This is a genomic window from Salmonella sp. 32100201201700099SM (assembly GCF_017572645.1).
In the GTDB taxonomy this organism is placed as follows: domain Bacteria; phylum Pseudomonadota; class Gammaproteobacteria; order Enterobacterales; family Enterobacteriaceae; genus Salmonella; species Salmonella enterica.
The window spans coordinates 1-25419 of the sequence record NZ_JAGERQ010000014.1; the positions used below are offsets into that span (position 1 = coordinate 1).

Annotated in this window: 35 protein-coding genes; 3 read left to right on the plus strand and 32 right to left on the minus strand. The window is 47.8% G+C overall.

The genetic code is table 11. The features are described 5' to 3' along the window. Positions 1-614, plus strand: a 614-nt coding sequence (locus J4685_RS19615) for a glycosyltransferase (RefSeq protein ID WP_208202757.1), incomplete at its 5' end; no start/stop codon positions are given. Continuing rightward, positions 604-2061, plus strand: coding sequence for a glucosyltransferase domain-containing protein (locus tag J4685_RS19620; RefSeq protein ID WP_000671498.1), 1458 nt, complete (start codon positions 604-606; stop codon positions 2059-2061). The genes J4685_RS19615 and J4685_RS19620, both read left to right, overlap by 11 nt. Before the next feature lie 58 nt (positions 2062-2119). Here J4685_RS19620 and J4685_RS19625 read toward each other — a convergent pair whose 3' ends face one another. Next, a complete protein-coding gene (locus J4685_RS19625) occupies positions 2120-4123 on the minus strand; it encodes a tail spike protein (protein WP_000129927.1) in 2004 nt (667 codons plus the stop codon). Between the two features lie 135 nt (positions 4124-4258). On the opposite strand from J4685_RS19625, the gene J4685_RS19630 reads away from it, so the two are divergent. Then, the gene (locus J4685_RS19630) at positions 4259-4507 is read left to right on the plus strand and encodes an Arc family DNA-binding protein (protein ID WP_000532177.1); all 249 of its coding nucleotides are present in this window, start codon (positions 4259-4261) and stop codon (positions 4505-4507) included. Between the two features lie 20 nt (positions 4508-4527). Here J4685_RS19630 and J4685_RS19635 read toward each other — a convergent pair whose 3' ends face one another. The 31 genes from J4685_RS19635 to J4685_RS19790 all read right to left on the minus strand — a co-directional run bounded on the left by J4685_RS19635 (position 4528) and on the right by J4685_RS19790 (position 25419). Next, complete coding sequence (locus tag J4685_RS19635; protein ID WP_071533035.1) at positions 4528-4821, minus strand: hypothetical protein; 294 nt, start codon at positions 4819-4821, stop codon at positions 4528-4530. A gap of 138 nt (positions 4822-4959) precedes the next feature. Further along, on the minus strand, positions 4960-6891 hold the full coding sequence (locus J4685_RS19640; RefSeq protein ID WP_000868979.1) for a hypothetical protein: 1932 nt from the start codon (positions 6889-6891) through the stop codon (positions 4960-4962). After that, entirely contained in the window at positions 6891-8261 is a 1371-nt protein-coding gene (locus tag J4685_RS19645) for a phage DNA ejection protein (protein ID WP_000190212.1), read from the minus strand. The genes J4685_RS19640 and J4685_RS19645 overlap by 1 nt, the downstream gene beginning before the upstream one ends. 9 nt (positions 8262-8270) lie before the next feature. Continuing rightward, the gene (locus J4685_RS19650; protein ID WP_000964851.1) at positions 8271-8960 is read right to left on the minus strand and encodes a hypothetical protein; all 690 of its coding nucleotides are present in this window, start codon (positions 8958-8960) and stop codon (positions 8271-8273) included. Positions 8961-8962: 2 nt separating this feature from the next. Continuing rightward, complete coding sequence (locus J4685_RS19655) at positions 8963-9418, minus strand: DUF2824 family protein (RefSeq protein ID WP_000627703.1); 456 nt, start codon at positions 9416-9418, stop codon at positions 8963-8965. Beyond that, positions 9418-10056: a hypothetical protein gene (locus J4685_RS19660; protein WP_000774919.1), complete on the minus strand. Its 639-nt coding sequence runs from the start codon at positions 10054-10056 to the stop codon at positions 9418-9420. The genes J4685_RS19655 and J4685_RS19660 overlap by 1 nt, the downstream gene beginning before the upstream one ends. A 3-nt stretch (positions 10057-10059) precedes the next feature. Continuing rightward, positions 10060-11478 (minus strand): packaged DNA stabilization protein gp10, encoded by a 1419-nt coding sequence (locus J4685_RS19665; RefSeq protein ID WP_001122416.1) that lies wholly within the window; start codon positions 11476-11478, stop codon positions 10060-10062. Continuing rightward, positions 11438-11938 carry a packaged DNA stabilization gp4 family protein gene (locus J4685_RS19670; protein ID WP_001166094.1) on the minus strand — a complete coding sequence of 167 codons (501 nt, stop codon included), beginning with the start codon at positions 11936-11938 and terminating at the stop codon, positions 11438-11440. Before J4685_RS19670 ends, J4685_RS19665 begins: the two co-directional genes overlap by 41 nt. Next, positions 11922-12482 (minus strand): hypothetical protein, encoded by a 561-nt coding sequence (locus tag J4685_RS19675; protein ID WP_000538674.1) that lies wholly within the window; start codon positions 12480-12482, stop codon positions 11922-11924. Before J4685_RS19675 ends, J4685_RS19670 begins: the two co-directional genes overlap by 17 nt. A gap of 40 nt (positions 12483-12522) precedes the next feature. Continuing rightward, on the minus strand, positions 12523-13815 hold the full coding sequence (locus J4685_RS19680; RefSeq protein ID WP_001196936.1) for a P22 phage major capsid protein family protein: 1293 nt from the start codon (positions 13813-13815) through the stop codon (positions 12523-12525). After that, complete coding sequence (locus J4685_RS19685; RefSeq protein WP_000433852.1) at positions 13815-14726, minus strand: scaffold protein; 912 nt, start codon at positions 14724-14726, stop codon at positions 13815-13817. The genes J4685_RS19680 and J4685_RS19685 overlap by 1 nt, the downstream gene beginning before the upstream one ends. 13 nt (positions 14727-14739) lie before the next feature. Beyond that, positions 14740-16917: a portal protein gene (locus J4685_RS19690; RefSeq protein WP_000774658.1), complete on the minus strand. Its 2178-nt coding sequence runs from the start codon at positions 16915-16917 to the stop codon at positions 14740-14742. After that, positions 16917-18416: a terminase large subunit gene (locus tag J4685_RS19695; RefSeq protein WP_000417866.1), complete on the minus strand. Its 1500-nt coding sequence runs from the start codon at positions 18414-18416 to the stop codon at positions 16917-16919. Before J4685_RS19695 ends, J4685_RS19690 begins: the two co-directional genes overlap by 1 nt. After that, positions 18394-18882, minus strand: a complete 489-nt coding sequence (locus J4685_RS19700; RefSeq protein WP_000729925.1) for a DNA-packaging protein — start codon at positions 18880-18882, stop codon at positions 18394-18396. Before J4685_RS19700 ends, J4685_RS19695 begins: the two co-directional genes overlap by 23 nt. Before the next feature lie 3 nt (positions 18883-18885). Beyond that, positions 18886-19290 (minus strand): hypothetical protein, encoded by a 405-nt coding sequence (locus J4685_RS19705; protein ID WP_012532521.1) that lies wholly within the window; start codon positions 19288-19290, stop codon positions 18886-18888. 2 nt (positions 19291-19292) lie between these two features. After that, positions 19293-19535, minus strand: a complete 243-nt coding sequence (locus tag J4685_RS19710) for a DUF2560 family protein (RefSeq protein WP_000808100.1) — start codon at positions 19533-19535, stop codon at positions 19293-19295. A 323-nt stretch (positions 19536-19858) separates the two neighbouring features. Beyond that, positions 19859-20380, minus strand: coding sequence for a KilA-N domain-containing protein (locus tag J4685_RS19715; protein WP_001028469.1), 522 nt, complete (start codon positions 20378-20380; stop codon positions 19859-19861). Between the two features lie 212 nt (positions 20381-20592). Then, on the minus strand, positions 20593-21042 hold the full coding sequence (locus J4685_RS19725; RefSeq protein ID WP_011233123.1) for a lysis protein: 450 nt from the start codon (positions 21040-21042) through the stop codon (positions 20593-20595). Positions 21043-21059: 17 nt separating this feature from the next. Continuing rightward, positions 21060-21497, minus strand: coding sequence for a lysozyme (locus tag J4685_RS19730; RefSeq protein WP_001167374.1), 438 nt, complete (start codon positions 21495-21497; stop codon positions 21060-21062). After that, positions 21481-21807, minus strand: coding sequence for a phage holin, lambda family (locus tag J4685_RS19735; RefSeq protein WP_000738703.1), 327 nt, complete (start codon positions 21805-21807; stop codon positions 21481-21483). The genes J4685_RS19730 and J4685_RS19735 overlap by 17 nt, the downstream gene beginning before the upstream one ends. Before the next feature lie 434 nt (positions 21808-22241). Continuing rightward, positions 22242-22865 (minus strand): antitermination protein, encoded by a 624-nt coding sequence (locus J4685_RS19740; protein WP_001235452.1) that lies wholly within the window; start codon positions 22863-22865, stop codon positions 22242-22244. Continuing rightward, positions 22862-23050 carry a protein ninH gene (locus tag J4685_RS19745; RefSeq protein ID WP_000994515.1) on the minus strand — a complete coding sequence of 63 codons (189 nt, stop codon included), beginning with the start codon at positions 23048-23050 and terminating at the stop codon, positions 22862-22864. The genes J4685_RS19740 and J4685_RS19745 overlap by 4 nt, the downstream gene beginning before the upstream one ends. Next, entirely contained in the window at positions 23047-23409 is a 363-nt protein-coding gene (locus J4685_RS19750) for a RusA family crossover junction endodeoxyribonuclease (RefSeq protein WP_001046347.1), read from the minus strand. The genes J4685_RS19745 and J4685_RS19750 overlap by 4 nt, the downstream gene beginning before the upstream one ends. After that, positions 23406-23696 (minus strand): DUF1364 domain-containing protein, encoded by a 291-nt coding sequence (locus tag J4685_RS19755; RefSeq protein WP_000002244.1) that lies wholly within the window; start codon positions 23694-23696, stop codon positions 23406-23408. Before J4685_RS19755 ends, J4685_RS19750 begins: the two co-directional genes overlap by 4 nt. Further along, positions 23689-23901: a hypothetical protein gene (locus J4685_RS19760; RefSeq protein WP_001286918.1), complete on the minus strand. Its 213-nt coding sequence runs from the start codon at positions 23899-23901 to the stop codon at positions 23689-23691. Before J4685_RS19760 ends, J4685_RS19755 begins: the two co-directional genes overlap by 8 nt. Further along, a complete protein-coding gene (locus J4685_RS19765) occupies positions 23894-24070 on the minus strand; it encodes a protein NinF (RefSeq protein ID WP_000950962.1) in 177 nt (58 codons plus the stop codon). Before J4685_RS19765 ends, J4685_RS19760 begins: the two co-directional genes overlap by 8 nt. Next, positions 24063-24404, minus strand: a complete 342-nt coding sequence (locus J4685_RS19770; protein WP_011233124.1) for a phage protein NinX family protein — start codon at positions 24402-24404, stop codon at positions 24063-24065. Before J4685_RS19770 ends, J4685_RS19765 begins: the two co-directional genes overlap by 8 nt. A gap of 2 nt (positions 24405-24406) precedes the next feature. Next, positions 24407-24583 carry a NinE family protein gene (locus J4685_RS19775; protein ID WP_016504897.1) on the minus strand — a complete coding sequence of 59 codons (177 nt, stop codon included), beginning with the start codon at positions 24581-24583 and terminating at the stop codon, positions 24407-24409. After that, positions 24550-24723, minus strand: a complete 174-nt coding sequence (gene ninD / locus J4685_RS19780) for a protein NinD (protein WP_000679702.1) — start codon at positions 24721-24723, stop codon at positions 24550-24552. Before ninD ends, J4685_RS19775 begins: the two co-directional genes overlap by 34 nt. After that, positions 24720-25166 carry a recombination protein NinB gene (locus J4685_RS19785; protein WP_000811302.1) on the minus strand — a complete coding sequence of 149 codons (447 nt, stop codon included), beginning with the start codon at positions 25164-25166 and terminating at the stop codon, positions 24720-24722. Before J4685_RS19785 ends, ninD begins: the two co-directional genes overlap by 4 nt. Next, complete coding sequence (locus J4685_RS19790) at positions 25123-25419, minus strand: hypothetical protein (RefSeq protein WP_000049340.1); 297 nt, start codon at positions 25417-25419, stop codon at positions 25123-25125. Before J4685_RS19790 ends, J4685_RS19785 begins: the two co-directional genes overlap by 44 nt.

Here is a 25419-nt window from a genome sequence, read left to right on the forward strand (position 1 = left end):
AGAAGTGGCAGGCTGGCGCGGATATGGTGCTGGCTAAGCGCTCAGACCGCTCAACTGACGGGCGCATGAAGCGTAAGACAGCTGAATGGTTTTATAAGCTGCATAATAAAATCAGCAATCCAAAAATCGAAGAAAATGTTGGCGACTTTAGGTTAATGAGCCGTGCGGTTGTCGAGAACATCAAACAAATGCCAGAACGCAACTTGTTTATGAAGGGTGTGCTCAGTTGGGTTGGCGGAAAAACGGATGTTGTTAAATATGCCCGTGCCGAACGCGTGGCCGGTGATTCGAAATTCAACGGCTGGAAATTATGGAACCTGGCGCTGGAGGGAATAACTTCTTTCTCAACATTTCCGCTCCGCATATGGACTTACATTGGATTGTTTATTGCAGGTATGTCATTCCTTTACGGTGCATGGATGATTATTGATAAATTAATATTTGGAAATAATGTTCCTGGCTACCCGTCTCTTCTTGTTTCTGTTCTTTTCCTGGGTGGCGTTCAATTGATAGGAATAGGTATTCTTGGAGAATATATTGGTAGAATTTACATAGAAACCAAACAGCGGCCTAAATACATATTAAAGCGTAAGGGTTTTAAAAGTGAAATTTAATAGTAATGACAGGATATTTATATCAATCTTTCTTGGATTGGCGATTATATATACATTTCCTTTATTGACACATCAATCATTTTTCGTTGATGACTTGGGTAGGTCTTTATATGGCGGGTTGGGTTGGTCAGGCAATGGTCGCCCACTTTCCGACTTTATTTTCTATATCATTAATTTTGGAACCCCAATTATAGATGCTTCTCCGCTACCTTTAATGCTAGGGATAGTTATTTTAGCATTGGCACTATCCTGCGTCAGGGAAAAGCTGTTTGGAGATGACTACATCACAGCATCTCTTTGTTTTATGATGATTTTGGCAAACCCATTCTTTATTGAAAATCTATCATATAGATATGATTCATTAACAATGTGTATGAGTGTGGCAATATCTATTATCTCATCGTATGTCGCTTATCAATACAAGCCTATAAATATCATAATATCATCCATTTTAACCATTGCATTCCTTAGTCTTTATCAGGCTGCGCTGAATACTTACGCAATATTCTTGTTGGCCTTTATAATTTCAGATGTGGTTAAGAAAAACTCAATTTCAAATATCACAAAAAATACAGCATCTTCTGTCGCTGGTTTAATAATAGGATATTTTTCCTATTCTTACTTTATTGCAAAAAGACTTGTAACAGGTTCTTACAATATCGAACATAGTAAGATTATAGAGATAAACTCAAGTTTATTTGAAGGGATAATTTCTAACGTCTTATCATTTTATAGAATGTTTAGCACGATCTTGAATGGCGATAATTACTTAATCTACTACTCGCTATTCTTTGCGCTAATCATTTCTTTGATAGTCATAGTTTTAAAAGTAATCAAAAGAGATGAAAATAAGAAAACAAAGTTCTTGCTAGTAGTTTTAATTTTATTAGCATCAATGTTTTTCATCATTGGACCAATGATTTTTCTAAAATCACCAATATACGCACCGAGGGTATTGATTGGTATGGGTGGCTTTATGTTTTTTTGTTGCCTATGCGTATTCTATGCTTTTGAAGATAAGCAGTTAATATCAAGAATATATTTTTCTTTTATTCTTTTAATATCAACAATATTTTCTTATGGTGCTTACAATGCCATAAATGCACAGTTTCAGCTTGAGGAAAGCATTGTAAATAGAATATCTCAAGACATAGATTATCTTGGATTTGGAAGAGACAAGAAAAATATAAAATTCATTGGCACAGAACCGTATGCATCAATAAATGAAAACATAGTAATAAAGCATCCTTTAATGAGAGAGTTAATACCACGCATTATTAACAATAATTGGATATGGTCAGAGGTGTTAATGCAAAGAAATGTGTTCTCCAGAAATTACAGACTATATGACAAAGAGGTGAAACTTGAAAATGGGTGGAAAAAATCTGGTAATAACGTATACGATATTGGTGTTGTAGGGGAAACCATAGTTGTTAGGTTTAATTAGCTATAGAACATTTACCATAAAATAAAAATGGGTGTTTACACCCATTTTTATTACATATCTAAAGTGTTGCTAAGGTTAATCTAACTAATTCTCCATTGGGTTTTTTCACTAAAGCCTTTAAAGAAGTAGAATTATTTTCCCAATATGGCAAAAAACATGAGGAATCCTTTATAAAATCATCTGACGCGATGTCAGGGACAAATGGTATCTCTGCCCCCCTGCAATCTTTGTGGTTAACTTTTAATGATACAGCGTCAGGTGTGTTACCTGAAATAGCAGTAAGTTGAGTCCACGCTGAGCCAGAACCGGGCCCCCCGTTAATGTGGGAGTACAATGCTCCGCTATCTAAGGTCTTTGATAACTTATGAATCCGCAGTTTAATCGCTGCGCTATCATAGCCGAAACTATTAGCGCGGATATTACCTAACCCTTCTTCTGCCAAATTAGCAACATTAATTCTAGAGGGGTCTACCATCCCGGTGATACCGCTTACGGTAGAGTTAGGGGCGTCTATGGTTAGACCCTGCCCATCGGTTGAGCGGATCCCAATTAAACGTAAACCGTTCACACGGCAAGCCCCAGATATATAAATCTGATTAGCCTGGAAATCCTTAGTATTGGTGTCAATTATGGCTATATTGGTAAATACTGATTCATGGGTGAGTAGGTACGCGCCAGAGCCAGCGCAATCTTCTACGGTAATATTAGACACATACATGCCCTTACCATCCATACCAAAACCTACACCTAACGCCCCGCGAACCAGAAGATTATCAATCAGGTGATTTAGGGGTAACTGATGCAGTGGGTATTGGGTTATAGGGTAGTCCCCAGGCCTGTCCAACTCCGGATTCATGTCAGTGTCAGCACCTAAATCGAATCCGTCCCATACGGGGTAAATAACGACCGAGTCGCGGAATTGCAGATTATAGTTGCGAGAGGTTGTCGAGCCCACAGTACCTTGCCAAGTTTTAACACCACTCTCCCCAGCGCGATATGAAGTAAACCCAATAACTCCACCATCACGTTCAAAGCCACCATTATTACGTAAAAATTGGGCGCTACTTACTGATCCATAGCTGGTTCGTCCGCCAATGACATAGTTACCCTTACCCCAATCGCCGCTAAGGTTTTCGAAGGTTATAATGCCATCTTTACCTCCGCTTGGATTATTGGCGTCTACCATCTTGCAGAAGTGACACCCTCTAAACAAAAAACCAGCCATTAGACCGCTAGCCCGATGAACTTCGACCCCTATACATTCTCTAATTTCTAACGTAGACGTTATATTTTGCCCTTTTGCATTAGGTGGGAGTAACGTTTCTATTCCTGGGAATTTAACGTAATCGCTTACGGTTGGCTGATACCCATCGGTTTTCGATTGTTTTAAAGTGGCAACGACCGCTGCGGCATCCGTTAGCCACTGATTGTCATCCGTCCAAGGCTTGATAACCCATGGTGTTGTAGTGCTTTCCATAAAAACCCCGGCAATGCGGGAACCTTTGCCTAATTTCGTAAAAATAAGATTTCCATCTCCTATAAACTTAGCTTTACATTCTATAGTCAGAACCTTACCACCAAAATCAACTTTCTCTCCATTATAAAAATGATAATCAACATCGATAAGAAGGCCATCAACCGCAGCAGATGCTGCATCCTGCAATGTTGGATAATCTGATAATTTTACTGAATACTTAAATTTTTTATCAGCTTCTATTGAATATTGATCTGGATCGTACTTCAATACGTTAGCAATATAGTCAACCTGAGAACCATTGGCATCATAGATAGCCATGCTATGACCCTGAACGGTGACAATTTTCACCAGTTGGCCGTTGTATACGATTTTACCGGCTGCGTTGATAATTAGCGGCTGAGCAATCTGGACGTGAGAGCCATCCTCATTTTCAATGTATACGGGTATCTGATTGGCAGGATTAACCGGATCGGTATCAATCTGACCAATGTAAATTTTCCCATTAGCAACAGCTTTAAACGAACGGGATTCAGTAAAGATTGGACGAGGGTTAGAAACAACTACGTTGGCAGTGATATCTGTCATTTAATGTGCTCCAGATGCAAGGAATCGCCGCAGCGTGGCTACGGCAATGCGTCATTAAGACCACGGTGGTCTTATTGTGGATACAACCAGTAGATCATATGATGCCGATCCACTTACAAAAGTGAGGCATCAGAAATGGGAAGAGATGACCCGCAATTTAACCTCAGGCTACCCTACGAGCTGAAAGAAAAGGTTAAGCAGAGGGCAAAGGCAAACGGAAGGTCACTAAATGCAGAGCTAGTGCAGATAGTGGCTGATTCACTTGAAAAGCCTACGCCTGTAATCGGATACAGGGATGATGCTGAACGCGAAGCAGACATCGTATCCAGAGAAATTCAAGAATTAGTATTCGAAAAGTTGAAAGATTTCTATCGAAAAAAATAGCCCGGCGAACCGGGCTTTACTCATTTTTTGCAAGCTATATACATGCTTCTTGATATGGTGTTTGTTGCAAATGCGTTGCCAGTACTTCCGTCAATGTTTGCAATAGCTCCCTGATCACTACCAGTGCTAATCAGGTCATAGCCTTTTGAACCACAAAGATCTCCGGCCTTGGCCTGACACATAGCCCATGAACCACCTACTCCAGAGCATTCTATGGTATATGCCTCTCTTCCATCTGGAGCATACGTTTTTGTTGCTGTAGCGCACCCAGCGAGAAATACACAAAAACAGCCAACCATCACACCTTTTTTCATTATCATCACCCAATTAAGTAAGGGATTCAGATAATATATAGATCAAAGAATGATCTCTATTGGTTCCTACGAGGATTTATGAACAGAGACTTATTGAACTTTGCATTCCTTATCTTCGGCATCGTAGTTGGTAGACTGCTATTCGCTTAATGCATCTGATTTAGCGCCTTGAGCAACAGAGTTAACAGCCCGCTCAACTTCGGCTAACGCTTTCTCGAATGCGGTAGAACCACGTGGAGTATTAGCCAGGCGAAGCATTGCATTACGTGCTGGTTCACTCTCATACATTCTTGCCAGCAAACCATACCCGCCACCAACACCTACCAGTGCAGGGTTAGTTACTGTTCCAATACCTAGGATGAACGGTATAGTTTGCTGACCTGTAGGCGTTGTTACTCCTGCCTGACCGGCACGCTTGGTTGCCTCAAGATAATTCTTAATCCCCTTCAGATACGCAGCATCACGGCCTTTGAATGCTATACCGGTCTGGTTAGACATCAGGTTAACCTGTCTCAGGAACTGGTCAGGTGAGCCTCCTGATTTCTCCATGGCCTTTCCGATTATGCCGTTGCGCATCTGAGCGCGCCCCACCTGACCGACTGACCGGTACAGATTCTGAACTTCTGATTTGTTCTTGCTGAATAGCATGTTGTTGACCACTTCAGGGGTCAGGTCTCCTTTCATGATCACGTTCTTAAGGCGCGTATTCTGTAGCTTATTTGCTTCGTCAGCGTAGATGGCGTTAGCTTGCTTATAGCGACGCAGTGTGTCATTACCAAGATTCTGTCCGATGGCGCTATCGATATCACTAGTCATTGCGTTGTAAATGCGCTGAATAGCTGCGTCAGATCGGTTTGGCAAGACCGTTCTCTCTCCTTTAACATCCTGCCTAAACTGGCTTCTCAGTCCGCTCAACTGCTGCAAATCCATTGCCACTGGACCGCTTGCGCCAGCATTGCGGGTAAGCTCATCGCGATAGGCCTGAAGCTTAGAAATCGTATCGTTATCCGCAACCTTTCCAAGTTTCTGCAAACTGGCTATTTCAGTATCAATCTGCTGAATTGCCTTTGACGGCTGAATGTTTACGCCTGCCATTGCGTTTTGCACTTGTTCCAGCCTATTCCCCGCTGCGCGCTTTATTCCTGACGTTTTTGCTTTCAGACTACCAACTACAATCGACGGATCGTATTCACCAAATCGCGATGCAAACTCATCTACCAACTGACTGCGAGCTTCTTGCTGATTAGCTCGCATAGTGCTTGTCCCGGCAAATGGGATGTTTTCAGCTGTGGTTTGTGCCATGCGCCCGACGCGGGAATTTGGCTGCAAAACGTCAGTTGTATGCAAAGGAACATCTGCAGCATTAGCGAACTGAATAGCCTGCTGCGCTTCTGGTGCGATCGTCCCGCGAATACCACGATAAGCAGCTCCAGCGGCTCTACCTAACTTATTGATTGCCCCGCCTAATGCAACACCAGTTCCTAAGTCTGTTGCCAGTGCTTCTGGATTATCACGCTCACTGTTTGCAGCCAATGAACCAACAGCGTTCTCCGCCAGCAAGCGTGATGCACCCTGAGCAACTCGACCGGCAATAGATGGTGCCTGCGCTGCAATTCTCTCGACCCCAACAGGAGTCAAATATGGCAGTGCTTCAGAGAAGATTTTACCTTCTGTCGTCTGTGGAGTAAGCGCACCTTGTTGCAAGACAAAGCCCTGCTCAAGTCCTTGTGTCGTGACGCGAGGCGCTGGCTGATAAGTTCCGTCACCAATGCCAAGCTTCTGACCAGCCCATGCCCCAGCGCTGGCGACAGCATCAGCCATTGATGCCGGGATATTTGCCAGATTAACGCCAGCCTGTAGTAATCCACGCCCAGTCTCTGCAGCAGCATTGCCAAGGTCAGAAATGAAGCCGCCTTGTTGCTGTGGCTGGCTTCCTGGGGTCATAGATGTGCCCTGCTGTTCCTGCTGTGCAGACTGTCCAGAAAAATACTCATCAATAGCCGATCCAATATCCTCAGTGCTTGTTCCTTCTGGGAATGTGAATGTCTTACCGTTGGCTGTAACTTTCATTATTCCACCGTGAATTGAATTCCAGATTTAGACGTGTAGCTTACTCCGACTGATTGCTGAGTCGCTGGCTGCTGCCTTGATGATTTCTGCCCACCATTATCAACATTAACGTTGTACTGCTGGTTATAATTGTTGGTGTATTCCTGAATCTCACGAATAGACTGCTGCATAGCCTCCGGGCTTGAGTAGTCAACCTGCGGCATCCCCTGAAAATACATCTTCACTTCTGCAATGGTGTTGATACCGCTAGCGCCCATATCTCTTGCTGCTGCCACGCCCTGATTCTGCATTCTTCCCTGAATACGTTGTGCGGAGTTATATAACTGGCGTTGCTCTTTGCCTGTGAGTCGGCTGCGAACATCTGCACCAATTGCCGGATTTCCTGCTCCGCCAGTCATGCCAGTCATAAAATCGAGAGCAGAAGCATCTGCATTTGCGATTGCGTCAATGTCTTTCTTCATCGCGTAGTTCTGTGCGCTTGCCGCAGACGTTGGAGGTGCTGCAATAGCACTTGCCGGTACGCGAACCATATTGCCGTTATCGTCAATGCCTTCGTAAAATGCATTAGCCCCTGCGCCGTGAAGTTTTCCGTCAATGTTGACTGTTCTACCATCTGCAAGCTGAACGACCCGATTCCCGTCGACTCCTGATATCGTTCTGGCGTTTGCCCTTTGCATTGCCAAATCCTGACCGCGGCGGGCTGTAGAGGCTGACATGTCTTGTCCGCGCATAGTAATATTTTGCCCGCGAGCCTGAAGTCCTTCCCCTGCTTTATTGCTGCGGATTGTTTCAGCAAGTCGACCTCGGTCAATCTCGCGACCTGTCAACTTGTCCTGAATATCAAAATACTTTTCTGGTCCTACCGCGTGCATTCCAATAAGGTCTGTTAACTGCGTGAAGCCTTCAGGGCTTTGTTGATATGTCTGCCACGCCTGTTCAGGAGATACGCCAATTTGCTGCAGCGTATTCTGGTGAGTGGCAAGCTCTCGCATCACCGCTTCTGGCCCCTGAGCGGCGGCAATATTCAATCGTGCAGACATATCGCCCATCGCCTGATTTCTGTCAGCATCAACAAACCCCATGCCCTGACGAATTGTTTCAATCTGGTCTGGATTGGTGGCTGCAAGTTGACGCAAGGCGTCGCGATCACCTGCCGCATAAGCCTGACCGAAAGCTTTTTGAAAGTCAGAAAGCCTCTGAGCAGCCTCATTCTGCTGTATTGCCTGGCCAACTGCGCCAAGCCCCTGAGCAAGTTGAACTCCAACGTTTGGGCGCTGGCTGAAGTCGTAACTGGATAATGATGGTTGTCCGGGCGCGTTCTGGTTCGCTACCTGCATTGATGGCAACCCGGCGAGTTGAAATGTAGCCACGATAACTCCTTAGAAGAGTGAGCCAAGCAATCCGATACCTGCGCCAATACCAGCACCCCATGGCGTCGATGCACCAAGCATCCCGGCAAGACCAGCTCCTGCAAGAGCACCACTTGTACCACCGCTAATGGCACTTCCAAGCGTTGATTGACCAGAACTCTGAGAGCGGATCGCCGCCATCTGTTGCGCAAGATTACCTGCGTTATTTGCATAGTTCTGTCCTGCCGATGCCTGGCCTGCTGCCGCAGACTGACCAACGTTTAACAGGTTGCCATAGTTTTGCATCTGCCCTGACAACCAGTTCTGCCCGAGCGTTGGTGCAATGGATGCAATTTGGTTTGATGTTGCTGTAGAGCCAAGACCTCCGGTGGCTTCCGCTGCATTCAGGCTTTGATAGCGAGCCTGATCAGCCAACTGTTTATACTGGTCTGAGTTGTAATACTGATTGAGAGCGCTGTTCTGACCTTCCAGCGTTGATAGCTGCTGAATCTGCTGGAGAGCCGGCAAACCTGCGGCGGCGTAAGGTGCCAACTGTTCCATCACGCGATTGAATTGTTGGTTTTGCAGGTCTGCGGCGTACTGTGTTGCTCTTGCGGCCTCTTTTGCTCCGCTGCTTGATGAGCCGCCTTTACCGCCTTTTTCAGGGTAAAGAGGTTCCTCACCGCGCAGTTTCCTGCCCAGCTTAAATGCATATAACATGGCTATCTCCCGTGATTCAGGAAGTCGATTAGTTCTTCGCGTGTGGCGCTGTAAAACGTCACGTCATCCACGCCTTTGAAGTATTTCTTGATGGTTCCTACACGCTTAAGGCCAATCATTGCGCAGTACATTTGACCGTGGCGAAATTTGCGTGCAGCAAATGATGTAACGCACTGAACGGTGGTGTTGGCGAGAATGTATCGCCAGAACGTCAGCCCGATTTCCTTACTGAATCCTCTAATCTCAGGCAGATACATGGCGTGGCAGTCAAAGGTCAGCGGCTGAATCTCGTTGTAATACACGATGCCACCGAACTGACCATGTACGTTCACTTCGAAATAGCGGCACTCAGGCTTGTAGTCGTATCCGTCACCGTTGTTGCTCCCGGCAATAATGTCAGGATGGTTGCCGACAGTTTCTATCAGGTCGATGTTGCGTGTTGGAGTAAATGTAATCATTAATCAATCAACCCATGTGCACGCAAGGTGTCTTCCAAAGCCTTAGTGCGCCGACGCTCAGCAATTAGAGCATTGGCTATAGCCTGTATTTCAGATTGCGTGTAAGTATCGCTAACGGTGAATGTCAGGTCAGCATTGAATACGCCTTTATTCGCCGTACCTGTTGCCGCGGTCCATCCAGTCTGGCGAGCGCCAACAACTTTTGTACCGTTAACAGAATAATTTCCTGATACGCTAAGGGATGAGGAAAGAGTTTGAGTTCCTGTTCTGCTGAGTGAAACATAATCAACGATTATCTCTGATACCTTACCCTCGATATCCTGAACTTTTATTTTCAGGCCATTAACATCATTCTCTATTTCAAGAAGCTTTACTTTTATTCCTGAAATATCCTCTTCTGTTTTTGCAATTCTTTTTTCGTGCTCATCAAGAATTAAATCCTGCTCATCATTTCTGACCTGCGCATCATAAGCACCGCCTCCTGCCTGATTTGCCTTTTCTGCAATGGAGCCAACATCAGTACCCTGATTTATGACATACAGAAGGTAAGACTGACTGAATATGTTGCGAGGGAGAATAGATGCATCAATGCGTGTAGCCTGAACCACGACAGGCTTATTAAGTGACGGGTCTGCCATATGTTACTCCAGACGAATTTGACACCCGGATAGTGTTACTGGTGATTTGGTGATTACCCGCAGTTTGAATCCGATTAATCGACGAATACGACCTACACGCTTCCATAAAACTCTCTTGTCGTACACAAACGGCTCATTCTGCTCAATCATCTGTTCGCGGCCGTAATTGATTCCGTCTGTGGTTGCAGACAGGAACAGGCGGCCAGCGTACTGCGCAACGCCTGTCGAGGATTCAACTTCCAGATCGAAGCATCTGGCGTTATCAGCCTTGAAGATGGGAGTAAACAGCAGATGTTCTTGCTGCTTGTCGTACTGACTACTAATGTCGAATTGCAACTGCCCTGTCACCGCTTCTGACTTGTCGCCACACGTAATCTGGTTGCCTTCGTACATGAAATCGATGGCGCGATAAACATCGTCGTATAAACCGGTTTTCAGTACGCACCATTGCGGCCCGTTCTGGCTTGATGAGGCATCGTAAACCAGCACATGACGCGGGAGATGGATAATCAGCAGTTCATGCGAATCGAACCTCAACGCCTCCATCACCCCGGTTGCCAGTTCATCAGCCGTGTATGAGCGGATAATTTTCTCAATACTGGCCGTCGCAATTGGTGAAGCCTGCCCTGACCCGATGATGTAGACGGAAGGTGCGCCAGTAGCCGGGTGACTGATGAATGCATATGAATCAGCGAATGGCGTTTTACAGTATGTTCCGGCAATCCCCTTCTGTACCATTAACGATGGCTGCGCGACATACAACGCAGCGCCAACGGTGGTTGCGCCTGTCAGGGAGAAATACTCTATCGTCGACGAGCCAAAGCAGACGATGAAATCTCGCCATGAACCTATGCCAATTATCCCGTCAGGCTGCGATTCTGCGCGATATTCTGCACTGTAGCGGTCAGGATGCGATTCATCTTCAAGGTCAGTGATAAACCATGAATCTGTACCGTCTTTTGACCATGCATAACGCCCACGTAAGCGAGTAATGTCACGGACTGAGCCTAACTCATACTGCGTGAATCCGCTGTCTGCAGGCCAGTTTGAGACGGTTTTAACCGCGCCATCATAGCGATACTCGATGAGCTGACCATTAACGCCTACCGCCTGTGATGTGCGACCATGTGCCATTGATACGCGACCGCTTCCGGCAACATCACCGACTACGGCTTCACCTTTGTAGAGCTTGCCGCCACAAACACGATATACAGCGTTCTGAGCGGTGTTATACTCAACTCCGCGCGATACTCCATTTACATCGTTGCGCTTCGCTATGCCCGGGAATGAGCGTAAATAACCCGATGAGTCGAGGACTTCTTTTGGTGTGGCCAACATGTTGATTGGTAGGTAATCAATGTAGTCGGCATTCTTGAAGTCCTTACCCATTCCCTTCATCATGGGGAGTTGTTGAATCGGCATTCTGCTCTCCGGGGAAATAATGCCATTCGTTCAGATTGGCGAAACTGTTTCCACTGCCAGTTGGCATACGTGACGGGTAAGGCGCTCGTTTAGCTCTGGCGATGGCGGTCTGCTTATAGAGAAGTTCCTTCCCATATTTAGCGGTTGCGATAATTTTGGCGGTAGCCTCAAGCGCATAATCCGGAGCAATTCTGCAGGCCAGATTGTGGAATACTGCGCTGACTGCGCTTGAGCGAAGACCGTGATCATCACCATCAGCGGGAGGATTATCATCATCTGAGAATACATAGCCGGTGATGATTCCCTTTCCGTCCTGATACCACTCAGCCATCATCGCTTCAAGGTCGTCAACAGCATCCTGCATAGACTGAGGTTCGATATCAGTGAGAGTTGCATCTGATGCTACACCAAGCTTACGCAGCGCCGCCCTGGCCAGATCGCCTTTAGTCTTTATCTGCATCGCTTTCCGCCTTAGGCTTTGGTCCTGGCTTTTTGCGTTCTTTGGTTGCCGGTTCTTTCGGTCGCAGGCTTAGCAGACGATTCAACACATCATCTGCCGTGTGGCCGTCCCATTCCTTGCCAAACTCAATTTCTGTGCCTTTAGGCAGATGTTCAATTTCACTCTCTGGGAGGTGGTATGTTACCGCGCCTTTTGGGGTGTCGATGCCAGCTAACACCCATCCATCCCATTGCTCGCCGTCATGATGCTGGAAGCTCCACCATGCGCTTTCTGGGAAGGCATTCATTAGTGTTGAAAACAGGCGCACTCGATGTGCATATAGTTCGTTAAAGGTGTGGTATCCATCAGATACTTCACCCATGTCTTTCTTGGCCACTCCTGACTCGCCGATTGGTTCGTCATTAGTCTCCGGCACCTCATTTGGGTGCTTAACCCAACCATCGTCAAGGTGATCTTCTACATCGCTGTCGTCGACAACTTTAGCCTGAACTTCCTTGCCCCATACCTTCGTTCCACGACCCTGCTTATATAGCATTACGCCCATATGTCACCTCAAATAAGAAAGGGGCCGAAGCCCCTGTTAGTTACGCAGTCTGACCAGGCAGGCCAACACCGATTGCTTCCGGTCGTGTCGCGTTTACGCCGTACCACAGCGCAATACGGCACAGGCCGGACAGGGTGGAAATATCACCCTGCGTAGCGAAGATACCGTTAAGGCCGACATCCGGGATGCTGAATGAGGTAGTTTTCATACCTGCAAACAATTCGTGGTTAGCAGGAATGGGCTGAGACACAATACGGATGGCGTCATCAGCCCAGAACACGTTGGTGCGAGCATCCTTAACGTTCAGGATGTTCACCGCCATCGCATCAGCCAGCGAGGTGTTAACGTTGGCGTATGCCCGTTGCTCAGGAGAAAGAGAAACATCATCCAGTGCTACAGGCTTCGGCGTGATTTCAACGTGAGTACCATCAACAACGCGAACTACGGAGAAAGTCGCGTCCTGCGCCAGTACGTTCTTAGCCATCTGACCAAGGAACTTCACGCCAGCAAACGAAATTTTGTCGCCGCGTTTCAGGCCGGTGGTTGCAGACAGGGTGACGGTAGCAAAACGGTTATCAACGTTAACTTTGTTGCCATCGTTATCCAGTTGCCATGCGACAGGCTTGAAGGACTGCGCACCGGATACAGTGATGCCAGTTGCGGTGGATTTGGTCAGCACAGGAAGTTTCGGAGAGCGCAGGACATCATCGAAGCCAGCAACCTGACGCTGAATGGTGCCATCGCGGTATGCTTCTTCAGGGATGCGCCCGAAGATATCACGCTTGGTCAGGTCATAACCCGCCTTTTTGTAGTCCTGCGGGTTGAAGAAGTACGATGTTCCCATGTCGCGGTTAAGTTCGCGGGAGAACATCAGTTCTTCTGCATCGGCCACAAAGTTCCATGCATCTGCGGTATTAGTGCCGATTGCATCCGGAGAAGTGATAACCAATGACCCCATCTCGGCGGCCATGTTTGCGACTTTCAGCTCAACGTTATTCGCCAGCTTGCGAGCGGCGGACTGGATGCGGTGACGATACGCAGTCTCGTCTCGCAAGTCATCGGCGCGTAACTGGAAGAAGTCGTTATCCGGCTCTCCCATGTTTACCGCGACGTTGAGTTCCAACAAGCCTGTCGCTTTATCAGTTAAATCCCAGCCCTCCTGAGTGGGAGACTCCTGCTCTACAGGCATCCATATGGTATTACTGGAGCGCTGCATAGAAGCGGCAGGCGGGGTGTATTTCTTGGCTTTCTGCGCCATTGGAGTGATTGCGGAGATGGTTTCAATAATCTCATCCACCGCCAGTGTAACAATTTGACCTTCGTTCAAAGCCATTATCGGATTCCTTTAAGTTTTGCCTTTAGCTTGCGGTAGGTTTCCACATCTCCCTTGCTCGCAGCAGCATCCATTTGTTTACGAATGGCATCTTTATTTGCTGCGCTGACATCACCGGTAATCGGCTGGTCAGCAGGGGGAGCGGAAGAGATTTGTTTACCGCGAGGCTTGAGAGTTAAGCGTTCGGATAGTCGAGTGAGTTCAATCAGCGCGGACTGCCCATCCATCGCCAGTAACTGGCGGGCTTTCTCCGGGTTTGCCCCCAGGTGATACATGAGCGCGGCGGACTTCTCCGGGAACAGGCGCATAATGTCGGCCCCAACCGCAGGCGGAACCAGTTGCATAAATGCGTCTTCTTTCTCCTGATAGTCAGGGATGTTGAGCTTTTCCGCCGCGTCATAGTGTTTGCGGGCAGCTTCGACGTATTGCGCTGATTGCTGGGTAAACTCCTGAGTCTTGCGGCCCTGTTCTGCTACGGCATTGCTGCGGGCGTCCTGCGCTTTCATTAGCCATTCGGTATTAGCAGCATTGAAAGCGGCAAGCGCACGGCTGTTGTCGTAGTCATATTTAGCCAGGCCTTCTTCTGACAGATAGGCGTTAATGTCTGGCTGAGGAGGAAGGTCAGGGTTTACCCGTAAACTCTCCGGCAATTCTCCGCGTTTAACTGCCTCCATCTGCTGCTCAAGCTCGCGCTGTCGTTTGCGCTCGATGCGGCGGCGGGCGAATTCTGCGTTCTTTGCCGGGTCTTGTTTTGGTGCTGTCTCATCGTCCTTCAGGACAATCTCAAAGCCCTCTTCCTGACCTGCATTGTCGTTGGCATTATCGACAACTAAGCTATCAGCAGATGCCGCTGCATGATCGCCGGACAGGGTTAAGTCTTCAGTTGCCTGAATTTCGGTGGTTGGTTCCATGATTAACTCTCTCTTATTGAGGTGTCTCGGCTACACTGCCGGAAGGTTGATTTTGTCTCTGCGATTGCAGGATATTGGCAATGTCCATTCGCTGCTTGTGCGTCTGTTCATCGCCTTTAAGGAGTAACTCAGCATTTGCGCGAGCGTCTTCGCTGCGGTCCTGCTGGAATGAGGCAACGGTTTTAAGGAACTCTCTAAACTCAGATTGTTTACTGAGGTCCATGTTGTTGAAGATTTCTGCGATTCTGGCAGCGTTAAGCTGGTTCTGCGCTTCGACTTTAGCTGCATCGATTTGCAGGGACAGCGTCTGGTTCTGAGCTTTAGCCAGTTCAGCCTGCCCCTGCAGGAGTACGCCCTGAGCCTGAACCATTGCCGGGTCTTGTTGACCTTGTTTGGCTTGTTGCGCCTCTACTAACCATTGCTGCTCTTCGGGCGTTTCTGGCTTCTTAACGCCCATCTGAATAAGCTGCTTGTTGGCATAGTCACGCATCATCTCAACACCTTTACCATCAAGCAGGGTGAAGTACTGAAGCAACAGCAGTTGATATTCTGGCGTTCCCTGTGGCGTCTTGCCGAGCAACTCAAGAATTTCTGCGCGGTTTTGCTGCTTCATGGACTGGAATGATGGTCCAACATCCGTGTAGCACTCATAGCGCCCCCTGATATCGTTCAGTACCTGCCGCTCACCAGTGGCAAGGTCAACAACCTCAGCCATTAGCTGAACCTCTTTTTCACTGCCATCCTCAAGGGTGATTGTCACGCTGCGAGGAACATCGTAGATGTCGTTAACTATCGACTGGTAAATCTCACCGTCACGGCGCATAGCGGTAGCCAGATTATCCTGAAACACGTATGTCTCAAGGTCAGCCCGCATATTGAGTTGGTTTACGGTATCGAATGCAACCTGATTACCATTAACCGACCCAGCATCTACACCAAGAGTGGCAACCTCTTTTACTGCGCTGGTTGCAGCTTCCAGCATATAGGCATTGGCCTGTGGAACTTCAGGATTTTCATAGTATGCCAGCGGCTGAGTTGGCATTTCTCCGTTGTTCTCATCCGTGCGATTGAGCAGGTAATACGGGTAATCGTCGTTACCGTCATACATATGCTCAAAGCCTGCAATCTGTTCAGGCCAGAAGAACGGCTTCTTCTTCGGAGTACGGGCCACGATGTCGGCGTTGAACGACATAATCATGTTGCGCAGACGCTGACCGTCTTTTGTCAGGCGGACGACACCCTCATACACTTCTTTATCTTCAACGAAGCCCCACTCTCCGAATACCGGAACAATTGGGATATGTTCGCCAGCAATGAGCTGCTTGTCTTTGAGTACAGCAGTGCAGGTGATAATCGATTTGTATACTCGGCGACGCTTAATCTGGCGCTCTGCAATTTTGATAAATCCACTATCAGCCAGGTCGTCGATGACGTCTTTAATATCGCGCTTAAAGTAGCTTACCGGCTCACCCGTAACCGGGTCTTGGTAGATAAACGCCGTCTCTTTCTTCTCGACCACTTCGTAAAACTCAGCGATCTGAATTGTGTCCTGCGTCAGCCATGGAAATACCCAATCGTTTGGGTTCTGGAATGATGGAATATCATCCGCATCGAGGTCGTATTTTTCTGCGAAACCTTCCCAACCATTCTGGCTCATTGAGTGGATAACTGTGCAGTGACGGGCGTCAGACTTGTCCATCAGTTTGCTGTTGCTGTCCCAGATAACATGGGAGCAGGCACTATGGATAGGCTCTCGACGGATAACCTGATTGTTGCTCGTCGGACTTTGATCTTCGTAGTCAGTGACCAGACGCCACGCACCTACGCCAGATTCAATCTGCTCACGAACAGCGACGTTGACCGCGATTTTTGCCGTATTGTGTCGCATGTCTGTGCGATACATGCCCATTAGCACATCAGCAGCGTCAGGACTTGCTCCATCCTTTGGGCGATACAGAACATCAACAGGGTTCTGACGCATCTCAGAAACGAGTTTGCGCACCACAGGACGTACCACATCGAACTGCCCGCGATATTGTAGGGTTGTGTATTGTGATAGCCAGTCATCCCACTGAGATACGCGGGAGAAGAAGAGATCATTCTTGGCCTCCCTTCTGGCTTCATCGCTGGCTGTCCAGTCCGCATCAAAGCGCGACAGGATGCTCTCCAGCCTGTTTTCATTGTCGGCCATTATCGTCCTCTGCGTACTGGTCTAATAGGTGCGGGGATTTTCTTTTCTTTCGGCTTTCTGATATCGCGCATCATCCTGGCGAAGCGGCGCATCATGTAGCCGTAGCGAGTAGCATCGAGCACATCATCGTTGGTCTTGACAATCTTGCCGTTCTCGTCGCGATGATATAGACGGAACTCTTCAAAAAATGGTTCGCATGTGTTGAATACTTTGAATCTTCCTTCAAGCATCAGGTCACGAAGTTCACTAATGCCTGACTCTACTGAGTTACCGCCATCCGGGAACGTTGCGTGTTCGGGAAGCATAGAGAACCCGGCGTCCGCATATTGGGTTTTAAGTTGCTCACCACCGCCCTTTTCGTGTTGGTGACCGTCATGAGGCCACGCGACAGGTATTTTGTTAGCCCACGACTTAACAGCACCCCATGCCTGAACTGCGGTGTTCTCTGATTTCTTCCACACACGCGCCAGATAGAAAACATCTGCGTCTTTGTCCCACCAAAGCTGAATGTGAGCTTGCGGGTGGTTCCATCCGAAGTCCTGAGCGTCGATAACATAGAAGTGATCGGGGCACTCAAACGGCTGGCACTTAATCGTCTCTTCTGGTATCTGGAAGATTCGCCCGCTACCCATCGTAGGAATACCACGAGCACGTGCCTCTCTCTCATGCTCAGGATAGGATGCTATGATTTGCTCTTTCTGCTCGTCGGTGTAGTGCTCAGCATCATAGATGGTCATGTTGACCACTTTCTGAGACTTGCTGGGATTCTTCAGGAACTTGGTGACAACGTCAGACATCCCCATCAGCGGGGTAAACGTCAGAATAGAGAATTGCCCGTATTTGTTGGTACGGGTAAGACCTTCGCCATAGATGCTATATGGCGGCTCTTCGTCAAACCAGACGCCGTGAATTGTGTCGCCCTGCCAGCGGGCGCGGCCCTGTGAGTAAGGCTTGAAGTAGCATATTGAGATGCCATCTTCGACGCCTTCTGGCGTGTGGTGCTTAACAAGAAGGTGATCAACAAGATTAGGGAAGAATGGTGACTTCTTCCAACTAATGATGTCCTCTTTCGGGATTGATCCGTAGCCGGGTTCATCATTCTCTTCGATACGCCCGCACAGGATTCGTTGAGTCGTTTTGGTTACAGTCTCGTTTGTTTCACCGCCAATCCAGAAGACAACTGGCTCATAGAAACGCTTACCTTTCCACTCTCCGCCATATTTACCATCAGCCGGATAGCCTTTTGTTCCCGGATAACGCCCGGTAAGGTGAAACGCGACTTCAGCAGCACCAGTAAATGACTTACCAAGCTGGTTACCAGCCATAAAACATCGCTCTGGATAGTCATGCCCGGCATCGATGAACTCACGCTGTTTGCTGTATGGCGTAAATTCATATAGCAGGTGTGTATTTCGGTAGTTCTCTTCTTCTTCGAGTAGCTCGAGCAATTCGATTTGCTCTTCGTCGCTCAGGCTATCAAGAATCGCGTCCAGTTCCACGGTTGAATAGCTCCTTGATACGAGAGCGGCGCTTATCGCGATCTCCCTTATCAGGTGTCACGTCTTCAACTTGCGACTGCTCTTTGAGGCCCAAATCTCGGGCGATGATGTTAGCGTTGAGAAGGTCAGCGGCTGCGCCGGAGAATTTTTGGTCGTAGATGATTTGCTCTGCTCGCGTAACGACCTCAGATAAATCTTCTCGCATTCGATATGTGCGCCATGTTTCAAGCGTCACATCGAGGAATAGAGTCAGGCCAGTGATGGTCATTGCTCGCATCTTGGCGATTGGCTCTTGTGTCACCTCACCCTGATATGAGAACGCCTTCATCTCCCATAGTGGGTTAGCTTCCACCCATTCGAAGTATTCACAACAAGCAGCCCACAGCGCCTCAGGCGACTCGAATTTCGGGTTACGCCCATGGCTACTGCGGGCCTCCCAGAATCGGTTGCCCTTTGGTGCTGCCATAAGTTAGCTTCCTTGGGTAGTTGCGATAGTCACGTTAGCCGAACCATCAAATGACGTTGAACCTGTGACAGCGCCGGTTAGTGTGATAGTACGGGCCGTTGACAACTTATCCGCCGTATCTGCATTCGTTACTGAACCGCTTGCGGAAGTGTACTTAGCTTCAAATGCTGTCTTGCTCATATAGAGCAGCTCGCCGTACTGGCTTCGGAACAGATATCCACCGACCTCCGGCTTGAATACGGCCACTGTTTGCGCTGACATGTACTGGTCAGCATACGGACCATCGAATTCTGCGCTTGCACTTCCGTCATTAGCGTATTTGATAGCTTTAATCGGAAGAGCAGACACATATGCACCGTCAGCATCTTTGTAGAGAGGCCACGATGGCGTGAAATTTGGATTTGCCATGATTATACTCCGGCAGTGAACAGGTCTAACGCTTCTTTTGCCTCACGAATAGCCTTTTCTGCGCGAGCTAATGCCGTTCCTTCACCCTGCGCCAAAACCAGTTGGTCTTTGAACAGTTCGAAGTTCAGCTTACTTCCAGCAACGAATGCGATCGCTTTCTCTGCTGCTGCGGTATCGCTTTGAACTAAACGGAGGATATCGAGGTTCATCTGCTGTAATTCTGTCAATGCTGTAATCTCTGCCATTGTGTTGGCTCCGGTTGTTGGGATAAGCCATTGTCTAGACCACTCATTGAATGGCCTCTGCAATAACCGATGTCTTTCCATCAGTCCGCCACCACAAAGAATCTTTTTTGCCATAAGGCAGGAGGTTCATCTTTCAGTGGCTGCCAGTGTTATTTCCCCACTTACTGGCTTGGGTTGTTTCGTGGTACTGCCGTAACTGGTTACCCAGAATAAATTCCGGTTTCATTATCAAGCCCACCCGTAGATGGGCTTTGTAATGGATAGCTGTTGCTCAGCTCTCGTAATGCTTTGATTTTTCCGATAACGCAGTTTTGCGTTTGCCATCAGCACGCGATATCGAGAGTCAACTGCAGTTGCTCGCGCCAGTACTCAACATTTGCTTCAATAACCGGCTTATCCCATCGCCAGCGAGCCATCTCTCTTGCCCCATTGCTGGCTTTTGATTTCCGGTCATCGCGAATGCGACATGCTTGCTCATATTTCTGCTGCTCAGTCAGTTCACCGCGAAGCAGACTATCAATGTGCAGGTCGCACCATACGGAGAATTTCGGATCGCACCATCTTGCAAAGGCAACTGATAACTTTGGATGCAGCCATGTTCCGCCGCCCCTGTCCTTTCGTGCCTTGCTTGTTTTTACATACCCGGAATCACGGGTATGTAGAATTTTCGATGGCTCACCTGAATAAACCTCATCCAGAGCTCTAACGTATTCGAGAGTTTCAGTGTTGGACAACCAGTGATCCAGACGCTTCCCGAAACGTTTTGCAATATCAGTGGCATTAATCCAGCCATCAGTATTGAAGCGGATAGGTTCGCCTTTGTAATTTAGTGGAACGATATTCATAGCGTCTTACCTTTTAGAAAGATGAGCCTGTTCGCACAGAAAAGCCGCCCCGAGATGGTCGCCACCATATACGGCAGTTCTCAGGCTCAGCTTTCTGAAAGACTCGGGATTGTTACGCGCTGCGATGCGCGGTTTACTGCAGATGTAAAAAAGCCCCGCAAATGCGAGGCATTTTCCTGAAAGTCACTTGTTAAATTTCTATGTGATGGAAATTACTTCAGGCATTGCGTCCTGATGTACTCCTGAAGCGTTCTCAGTGCTGTTTGGTCGCTGATGATTCCATCCCGGATACCGAGAACGTTTCGTCCAGCAACTGGAGAGAGTTCGACGGTGGCATCATTGCCCATGCCGGAGGCGCTGGAGGTTTCGGCTGAGGATGGCACAGGACATTTGCCTTTGACGAGCACCCGACCACCATTATCAAGCTTGCGCCGAAGAGCATCATTTTCAGCTTTCTCATCAGCTAACTCCTTCGTGTATTTAGCATCGAGTGCATCAGCATCAAGCTGGCGCTGCTGCATGTCAGTAATGGTGGCGTTCGCCTTCTCCAGTTCACTGGCCTTGTTATCGCGCTGCTCTTTGTAGGAGATGGCGTTATCACGGTAATGATTTGCCAGCCGACCGGAAACAATTAGCGAGACGAGCAACAGGCCAACAAACATCGTTTTCCAGTTGAACATCATGACAGGAACAGCGCTCTTTCTCGCCGCCTCCTAGGAAGGAGAATATCAGGGTCCTTACCAGCTTTTTTCCATAACAGGAAAGCATCTGCTGCTGCCTGGTAATTCTTTAAATTCAACTGGCGCAGAACGGTAGATCCAGCAAATGCTGATTTACCTATATTGAATATAAGGCTACATAGTGCATCATATTGGTTCTGATTCAGCGTGACGCGAACAAGACTACTTATCGCATCTTCAACCCACTGCAAATCTTCTTTAAGCAGTTCAGACGATTTTTCGGATGTGATTGTCATCCCTGATACGACAGGATTACCATCCACTTTTCCGGTATGTCCAACCCCAATGGTTGGTATCCCCCTGCTATCTGGATAGGCTTTTAGTCTCTCGCCCTCTTCACGTTTTAATCTGGTGATTCCGTTACTGCTGATTTGCATCATCGACTCCGGCTTTTTTAGCAGCGAAGCGTTTGATTAGCGAACCAATCGAGTCTGTGCCGATATAGCCGATAAATACACTCGCTATGTAAGCAAGATTGCTACTCAGTCCGGCGAAGACTAAAAGGTCACGAATGAACCAGGCGATAATGGCGCACATCGTTGCGTCTATTAGTGTTTTCTTAAACGCACCGCCATTATACCGACCGCGAAGGTACGCCATTGCAAACGCAAGGATTGCCCCGATGCCCTGTTCCTTTGCCGCCATCATGGCGGTTAACAGATCATGTTTTTCTGGCATCTTTTTCATGTCTTACCTCACGACCGTGAGGATTTGTTCAATGTTATGAATTGGTTGATATTGGAAAGAACAAATCCAAGATACAGTGATTAGTAACGTGGTTTGTTCGTGACTAAAGGCATGAGCAAATCAGGCAGGAGGCTGTTAGCGCAGTCTCTTGCCGCCCATTTTCACGAATCCCAGCCATAGCGCTGGGTTTTCTTTTGTGTAAAACGCCCTACCCCGTCGCCACGAATGAGCAAGGGTATCTGGATGTGTTCTGGTGATTGGTGATAGGGCGCTTTCAGAAATGTCGTGCTTAAAACGCAAAATGCCCCGAGCGGTTAAACTCAGGGCTTTATTTAACGAGTGCATTTATCCATCGTTGAGTCAAATTTACCCAACTTTATTCAAAAAGTCAATATCATGCTGTTAATATGTTGCCATCCGTAGCAATCATGCTATTAACGCGTGACCGCATTCAAAATATTGTCTGCGATTGACTCTTCCTTGTGGCATTGCACCACCAAAGCGTCATACAGCGGCTTAACAGTGCGTGACCAGGTGGGTTGGGTAAGGTTTGGGATTAGCATCGTTACAGCGCGATATGCGGCGCTTGCTGGCATTCTTGAATAGCCGACACCTTTGCATCTTCCGCACTCTTTCTCAACAACTCTCCCCCACTGCTCTGTTTTGGCTATATCAACCGCACGGCCTGTACCGTGGCAATCTCTGCATCTTGCGCCCGGAGTCGCGGCACTACGGCAATAATCCGCATAAGCGAATGTTGCGAGCACTTGCAGTACCTTTGCCTTAGTATTTCCTTCGAGCTTTGCCACACCACAATATTTCCCCGATACCTTGTGTGCAAATTGCATCAGATAGTTGATAGCCTTTTGTTTGTCATTCTGGCTGAGTTCGTGCTTGCCGCAGAATGCAGCCATACCGAATCCGGCTTGTGATTGCGCCATCCCCATAGCAGCCATCACATCAGTACCGGAAAGAGAGTCAGAAGCCGTAGCCCGTGGTGAGTCGCTCATCATCGGGCTTTTTGGCGAATGAAATTTAGCTACGCTTTCGAGTCTCATGGCCTTCCCCTTTTGCCCTGTTTGACCATCAGGACGCCGTTAACTATTACGTGACGCTCGCCTTTGCTGTCTCGGTTGTACTTGAGCACTGTTCCTCTTGCGCAGGAAAGCATCCTCGCCACTTCGGTCTGATTGCCTCGTGTCTGGATAAGAAGCTCTGGTATCGTTTGAATTGTGGCGTTCATGCGTTCTCCAGTTCGGTGATTTTTATTCCAAGCCTTCCGCCTGGTACTTTCACGCCACGAATTACGCGAATGTCATCGAATTGCTCGTCATCTTCCGCAAATCCGGCGTGGATAAGGGAGTCGAGTAAACCTTTCAGGATGTTGTCGAGGTCGCGGCGGCGGGAGTCTGGAACGTCTGCGATAACTTTGATGCGGAGTCGTGATTTGGTGAAAATATCTAACTTGAGTTGGTGGATGATTTGCTGAACGTCTTTTCGGTATTTCTGGCCTTTATCGCTGATGTAGTATTGGCTTCCTCGTCTTCGCCAGTAGGTATTCACCGACGGCGGGTATGGAAGCACAAACTGATATTTGTTCATGACTTAATCTTCCCCTCCTTCAGCAGTATCGCCTGCGTCCTGATCACGCCTTCGAGGTGGTAAAGTCTGGCGTCTTTGTTGTCGAGATTATGGGTGCGTCGGTCGATTTCATCGTGACACGCGCTACAAGCCCATGCGCCGATCAGGTCGTCAGGCTTCATTCCAGTTCCGCAAATTCCAGCCATCCGGTAATGTGCCAGAACTGTAGTTTCAGGATTGCCATTGCATACACCGTAAATACGTACCTGGCATTCTCTGCCGCGCGCTTCTTTGCGTAGGTTAGCCATTTACCTTCCCTCGCAATTGAAGAATTGACTGAAGGTCTTTTTTAATAAATATGCGAGTGCGAATTGAGCAGTAGTTTTCCTTCATTCTGGCGTAGTAATAGTCTTTTCTTTGCTTAAGCTTGTTGGCATCCGCTGTCATCCAGTCTTTTACAGCATACTTAATTAACCAGCGGTGGCAGAGATACCATTTCAGGTAATCACTCATCGTCTTCTTCCTCGTACATTGAGCTATTCGGATCGCTCATCAGTTCTGCGCAGCAGTGCTCACACACGTGAACTTCCAGCACATGCAGTTTCTGACCGCAGTTAGCGCACGTTAAAGCCCGCTCGACGCTTTCTTTCTGGTATTGAAGGGATTGGGATGGACTAAGCATTATTGGCGTCCTGCATCATGAGAAAGACAATCATGGCGGCGCGGAGAGGTCTGGTATCAAATATTGGGCTTACGCCTTTTGCATCCACACACCATTCAGTTAACTGGTCTAAGATAGAAATCCTGTGTTTCTCAATAATCGGCCATGAGGCACTCGGATCATTGCAGTAATCAGGTAAATGGTTTAATGGCTCAAAAGTTGTATCAGCGTTTCCGTAATACAATTTGTTGGTGTTATTCCCTGACGTTTCCGGCTTACATGCCCAAAGGCCTTTAAAAATTATGTCTCCTACCATTCGGTTAATTTCAAAATCACTTAACTGTGAATAATCCATTGTCATTTCCTCGCACGTTCTCTAAGCCACCGGATATCCCACAGGTGAGCCGTGTAGTTGAATGTTTTTACGTCAGATTCTTTTGAGATTGGCTTGCGTTTATTTCTGGAGCGTTTCGTTGGAAGGTATTTGCAGTTTTCGCAGATTATGTCGGTGATACTTCGTCGCTGTCGTGCCATACGTCCTCCTTCGTCTCTGGCAGCGGGAAATTACCTACTGGCGACCGCTCACATCTGATACACCATTGGTGCCAATAAGGTTGATTTGGCCGGAATCGATAATCGTCTTTGCTTTCTCCGCAGCGGTAGCAGTGTTTCATGCAACTCTCCCTGTTCGTTTTGACCACTCGTACTCTCGCCGGGAATCATCACTCCATCTCACGTTACGTTCTGAGCCGAACCAGAACATAATTTCGATAAGCTCTGTCATGCTCGCCTTCCTCATCTTGCTGGTACGTACCCCAAGAAGAACAACACCGCCATCAATACCTGGTACGCTTCTTTGCTCCAGCTTTTTAGTCTTGAGCCACAGCGCGGTGAAGATGTCTTTCCAGTCTTCCGGAGACAGTCGTTGACCATGCCAAAGCACCTGACGGGAGACGTCCTGAAGCATCAGCCACATACGGTCGTTCTGCGCTTTGGTTCGCTTAGGTTCCTTGACGTGGACTTCGTGGGGTGACTTGTCGTCGATGGGTAGTGAGAGAATGGCGTCTATGGCGTTATTTCTGATTGCTTCGTTGCGAAGCAGGAATAATTGCTTCACTTTCCCTCCTGCTCTTCTCCTTGCGCTTATCCGCGTAATACCGGTTTAATTCGTCAGACATCCTCTCTCCGATAAGCGGCCATGACTCAAACCTCGCATTCGCAAAATTCTCAAGCCATCTCGCAAAATCATCCAATTTATCTGCTAACCAATAAACAAAATCTGACAGCCATACTGCTGAAGCCAAAAAGATACGATGCGGATTAAGGATGAAAATAAGCGATATTTTCATTCCTCGTGATACTTTGCTCAT

Excerpts from the sequence above, each read along its gene's own strand:
- J4685_RS19760 (WP_001286918.1), bottom strand. The coding sequence starts at position 23,901 with ATGAGTGATTACCTGAAATGGTATCTCTGCCACCGCTGGTTAATTAAG.
- J4685_RS19685 (WP_000433852.1), bottom strand. The coding sequence starts at position 14,726 with ATGGAACCAACCACCGAAATTCAGGCAACTGAAGACTTAACCCTGTCC.
- J4685_RS19765 (WP_000950962.1), bottom strand. The coding sequence starts at position 24,070 with ATGCTTAGTCCATCCCAATCCCTTCAATACCAGAAAGAAAGCGTCGAG.
- J4685_RS19775 (WP_016504897.1), bottom strand. The coding sequence starts at position 24,583 with ATGGCACGACAGCGACGAAGTATCACCGACATAATCTGCGAAAACTGC.
- J4685_RS19665 (WP_001122416.1), bottom strand. The coding sequence starts at position 11,478 with ATGCCGATTCAACAACTCCCCATGATGAAGGGAATGGGTAAGGACTTC.
- J4685_RS19625 (WP_000129927.1), bottom strand. The coding sequence starts at position 4,123 with ATGACAGATATCACTGCCAACGTAGTTGTTTCTAACCCTCGTCCAATC.
- J4685_RS19745 (WP_000994515.1), bottom strand. The coding sequence starts at position 23,050 with ATGAACGCCACAATTCAAACGATACCAGAGCTTCTTATCCAGACACGA.
- J4685_RS19680 (WP_001196936.1), bottom strand. The coding sequence starts at position 13,815 with ATGGCTTTGAACGAAGGTCAAATTGTTACACTGGCGGTGGATGAGATT.
- J4685_RS19640 (WP_000868979.1), bottom strand. The coding sequence starts at position 6,891 with ATGAAAGTTACAGCCAACGGTAAGACATTCACATTCCCAGAAGGAACA.
- J4685_RS19750 (WP_001046347.1), bottom strand. The coding sequence starts at position 23,409 with ATGAACAAATATCAGTTTGTGCTTCCATACCCGCCGTCGGTGAATACC.
- J4685_RS19650 (WP_000964851.1), bottom strand. The coding sequence starts at position 8,960 with ATGTTATATGCATTTAAGCTGGGCAGGAAACTGCGCGGTGAGGAACCT.
- J4685_RS19675 (WP_000538674.1), bottom strand. The coding sequence starts at position 12,482 with ATGGGCGTAATGCTATATAAGCAGGGTCGTGGAACGAAGGTATGGGGC.
- J4685_RS19660 (WP_000774919.1), bottom strand. The coding sequence starts at position 10,056 with ATGGCAGACCCGTCACTTAATAAGCCTGTCGTGGTTCAGGCTACACGC.
- J4685_RS19700 (WP_000729925.1), bottom strand. The coding sequence starts at position 18,882 with ATGGCAGCACCAAAGGGCAACCGATTCTGGGAGGCCCGCAGTAGCCAT.
- J4685_RS19735 (WP_000738703.1), bottom strand. The coding sequence starts at position 21,807 with ATGAAAAAGATGCCAGAAAAACATGATCTGTTAACCGCCATGATGGCG.
- J4685_RS19755 (WP_000002244.1), bottom strand. The coding sequence starts at position 23,696 with ATGGCTAACCTACGCAAAGAAGCGCGCGGCAGAGAATGCCAGGTACGT.
- J4685_RS19710 (WP_000808100.1), bottom strand. The coding sequence starts at position 19,535 with ATGGCAGAGATTACAGCATTGACAGAATTACAGCAGATGAACCTCGAT.
- J4685_RS19725 (WP_011233123.1), bottom strand. The coding sequence starts at position 21,042 with ATGTTTGTTGGCCTGTTGCTCGTCTCGCTAATTGTTTCCGGTCGGCTG.
- J4685_RS19770 (WP_011233124.1), bottom strand. The coding sequence starts at position 24,404 with ATGGATTATTCACAGTTAAGTGATTTTGAAATTAACCGAATGGTAGGA.
- J4685_RS19630 (WP_000532177.1), top strand. The coding sequence starts at position 4,259 with ATGGGAAGAGATGACCCGCAATTTAACCTCAGGCTACCCTACGAGCTG.
- J4685_RS19730 (WP_001167374.1), bottom strand. The coding sequence starts at position 21,497 with ATGCAAATCAGCAGTAACGGAATCACCAGATTAAAACGTGAAGAGGGC.
- J4685_RS19635 (WP_071533035.1), bottom strand. The coding sequence starts at position 4,821 with ATGAAAAAAGGTGTGATGGTTGGCTGTTTTTGTGTATTTCTCGCTGGG.
- J4685_RS19690 (WP_000774658.1), bottom strand. The coding sequence starts at position 16,917 with ATGGCCGACAATGAAAACAGGCTGGAGAGCATCCTGTCGCGCTTTGAT.
- J4685_RS19655 (WP_000627703.1), bottom strand. The coding sequence starts at position 9,418 with ATGATTACATTTACTCCAACACGCAACATCGACCTGATAGAAACTGTC.
- J4685_RS19740 (WP_001235452.1), bottom strand. The coding sequence starts at position 22,865 with ATGAGACTCGAAAGCGTAGCTAAATTTCATTCGCCAAAAAGCCCGATG.
- J4685_RS19790 (WP_000049340.1), bottom strand. The coding sequence starts at position 25,419 with ATGAGCAAAGTATCACGAGGAATGAAAATATCGCTTATTTTCATCCTT.
- J4685_RS19705 (WP_012532521.1), bottom strand. The coding sequence starts at position 19,290 with ATGGCAAATCCAAATTTCACGCCATCGTGGCCTCTCTACAAAGATGCT.
- ninD (WP_000679702.1), bottom strand. The coding sequence starts at position 24,723 with ATGAAACACTGCTACCGCTGCGGAGAAAGCAAAGACGATTATCGATTC.
- J4685_RS19715 (WP_001028469.1), bottom strand. The coding sequence starts at position 20,380 with ATGAATATCGTTCCACTAAATTACAAAGGCGAACCTATCCGCTTCAAT.
- J4685_RS19670 (WP_001166094.1), bottom strand. The coding sequence starts at position 11,938 with ATGCAGATAAAGACTAAAGGCGATCTGGCCAGGGCGGCGCTGCGTAAG.